At 49.4% G+C, this 3265-nt stretch carries 2 rRNA genes; both read left to right on the top strand.

The window, feature by feature from the left end:
• The first annotated feature begins 136 nt into the window (after nucleotides 1-136).
• Nucleotides 137-3057 (top strand): 23S ribosomal RNA (locus tag NST49_RS12645).
• A 91-nt stretch (nucleotides 3058-3148) separates the two neighbouring features.
• Nucleotides 3149-3264: ribosomal RNA gene (gene rrf, locus NST49_RS12640) — 5S ribosomal RNA — on the top strand.
• Nucleotide 3265: the final 1 nt, after the last annotated feature.

The following is a 3265-nucleotide window of genomic DNA, read 5'->3' as shown; positions in this document are numbered from 1 at the left end:
GTTGTTCTTTGAAAACTGGATAAAGTTAAAAATTGTAATTCAAGTAAGAAACCAGAAACACACCGAAAAGTTTTAAAAATGAGTTTTTTAAGGTTCTCATCGTAAGATGAGTATTGAACATTAACGATTAACCATAGGTTAAGTTAATAAGGGCGCACGGTGAATGCCTTGGCACTAGGAGCCGATGAAGGACGGGACTAACGCCGATATGCTTTGGGGAGCTGTAAGTAAGCTTTGATCCAAAGATTTCCGAATGGGGGAACCCAGCATCTTTGATAGGATGTTACTGCTAACTGAATACATAGGTTAGTAGAGGTAGACGCAGAGAACTGAAACATCTAAGTACCTGCAGGAAGAGAAAGAAAAATCGATTCCCTGAGTAGCGGCGAGCGAAACGGGAATAGCCCAAACCAGAAAGCTTGCTTTCTGGGGTTGTAGGACTGAACACATAGAGTCATAAATGGATTTGGTAGGAGAAGCGACCTGGAAAGGTCTGCCGAAGAAGGTAAAAGCCCTGTATCCGAAACCACATCCACTCTGATCAGTATCCTGAGTACGGCGGAACACGAGAAATTCCGTCGGAATCCGGGAGGACCATCTCCCAAGGCTAAATACTCCCTAGTGACCGATAGTGAACCAGTACCGTGAGGGAAAGGTGAAAAGAACCTCGGAAGAGGAGTGAAATAGCCCCTGAAACCGTGTGCCTACAAATAGTTAAAGCCCGTTAATGGGTGATAGCGTGCCTTTTGTAGAATGAACCGGCGAGTTACGATCCCATGCGAGGTTAAGTTGATGAGACGGAGCCGTAGCGAAAGCGAGTCTGAATAGGGCGAATGAGTATGTGGTCGTAGACCCGAAACCAAGTGATCTACCCATGTCCAGGTTGAAGGTGCGGTAATACGCACTGGAGGACCGAACCCACGTATGTTGAAAAATGCGGGGATGAGGTGTGGGTAGCGGAGAAATTCCAATCGAACTTGGAGATAGCTGGTTCTCTCCGAAATAGCTTTAGGGCTAGCCTCGGAATTAGAATCATGGAGGTAGAGCAACTGTTTGGACTAGGGGCCCTTCTCGGGTTACCGAATTCAGATAAACTCCGAATGCCATTGATTTATATCCGGGAGTCAGACTGCGAGTGATAAGATCCGTAGTCGAAAGGGAAACAGCCCAGACCACCAGCTAAGGTCCCAAAGTTTATGTTAAGTGGAAAAGGATGTGGAGTTGCTTAGACAACTAGGATGTTGGCTCAGAAGCAGCCATCATTTAAAGAGTGCGTAATAGCTCACTAGTCGAGTGACCCTGCGCCGAAAATTTACCGGGGCTAAACATAACACCGAAGCTGTGGATAGAACCATTGGTTCTATGGTAGGAGAGCGTTCTAAGGGCGTTGAAGCTAGATCGTGAGGACTAGTGGAGCGCTTAGAAGTGAGAATGCCGGTATGAGTAGCGAAAGACGGGTGAGAATCCCGTCCACCGAATGACTAAGGTTTCCTGGGGAAGGCTCGTCCTCCCAGGGTTAGTCGGGACCTAAGTCGAGGCCGAATGGCGTAGACGATGGACAACAGGTTGAGATTCCTGTACCAGTTTGTTTTGTTTGAACAATGGAGGGACACAGTAGGCTAAGGAATACGCGCTGTTGGATATGCGCGTCCAAGCAACAAGTTTTGAAGTGAGTCAAATGCTTGCTTCTTTAAGAACAAGTTGTGATGGGGAGGGAAATTAAGTACCGAAGTTCCCGATGTCACACTGTCAAGAAAAGCTTCTAGTTAGAAACAAACTGCCCGTACCGCAAACCGACACAGGTAGTCGAGGAGAGAATCCTAAGGTGTGCGAGAGAACTCTCGTTAAGGAACTCGGCAAAATGACCCCGTAACTTCGGGAGAAGGGGTGCTGACCAATTGGTCAGCCGCAGTGAATAGGCCCAGGCGACTGTTTATCAAAAACACAGGTCTCTGCAAAATCGTAAGATGACGTATAGGGGCTGACGCCTGCCCGGTGCTGGAAGGTTAAGAGGATGGGTTAGCTCTCGGGCGAAGCTCAGAATTGAAGCCCCAGTAAACGGCGGCCGTAACTATAACGGTCCTAAGGTAGCGAAATTCCTTGTCGGGTAAGTTCCGACCCGCACGAAAGGCGTAACGATCTGGGCACTGTCTCAACGAGAGACTCGGTGAAATTATAGTACCTGTGAAGATGCAGGTTACCCGCGACAGGACGGAAAGACCCCATGGAGCTTTACTGCAGTTTGATATTGAGTGTTTGTACAGCTTGTACAGGATAGGTAGGAGCCATTGAAGCCAGGACGCCAGTCTTGGTGGAGGCGTTGGTGGGATACTACCCTTGCTGTATGACCACTCTAACCCACAGCCCTTATCGGGCTGGGAGACAGTGTCTGACGGGCAGTTTGACTGGGGCGGTCGCCTCCTAAAGTGTAACGGAGGCGCCCAAAGGTTCCCTCAGAATGGTTGGAAATCATTCGCAGAGTGTAAAGGCATAAGGGAGCTTGACTGCGAGACCTACAAGTCGAGCAGGGACGAAAGTCGGGCTTAGTGATCCGGTGGTTCCGCATGGAAGGGCCATCGCTCAACGGATAAAAGCTACCCTGGGGATAACAGGCTTATCTCCCCCAAGAGTCCACATCGACGGGGAGGTTTGGCACCTCGATGTCGGCTCATCGCATCCTGGGGCTGTAGTCGGTCCCAAGGGTTGGGCTGTTCGCCCATTAAAGCGGTACGCGAGCTGGGTTCAGAACGTCGTGAGACAGTTCGGTCCCTATCCGTCGCGGGCGTAGGAAATTTGAGAGGAGCTGTCCTTAGTACGAGAGGACCGGGATGGACACACCTCTGGTGTACCAGTTGTTCTGCCAAGGGCATTGCTGGGTAGCTATGTGTGGACGGGATAAACGCTGAAAGCATCTAAGCGTGAAGCCCCCCTCAAGATGAGATTTCCCATCACGTAAGTGAGTAAGACCCCTGAGAGATGATCAGGTTGATAGGTTGGAAGTGGAAGTCTAGCGATAGATGGAGCGGACCAATACTAATCGGTCGAGGACTTAACCAAAGAATAAACGGTGTACGACGGTTTCTAAACGAAGAACAAACTTTTAACTTATCCAGTTTTGAGAGAACAACGTTCTCTAGATTGAAATTTGTGTGGTGGCGATGGCAAGAAGGTCACACCTGTTCCCATGCCGAACACAGCAGTTAAGCTTCTTAGCGCCGATGGTAGTGAAGGGTTTCCCTTTGTGAGAGTAGGACGCTGCCACGCA

The organism is Carnobacterium sp. FSL W8-0810 (genome assembly GCF_038007125.1).
GTDB lineage: Bacteria > Bacillota > Bacilli > Lactobacillales > Carnobacteriaceae > Carnobacterium_B > Carnobacterium_B inhibens.
This window is presented reverse-complemented; position numbering and strand designations above follow the sequence as displayed.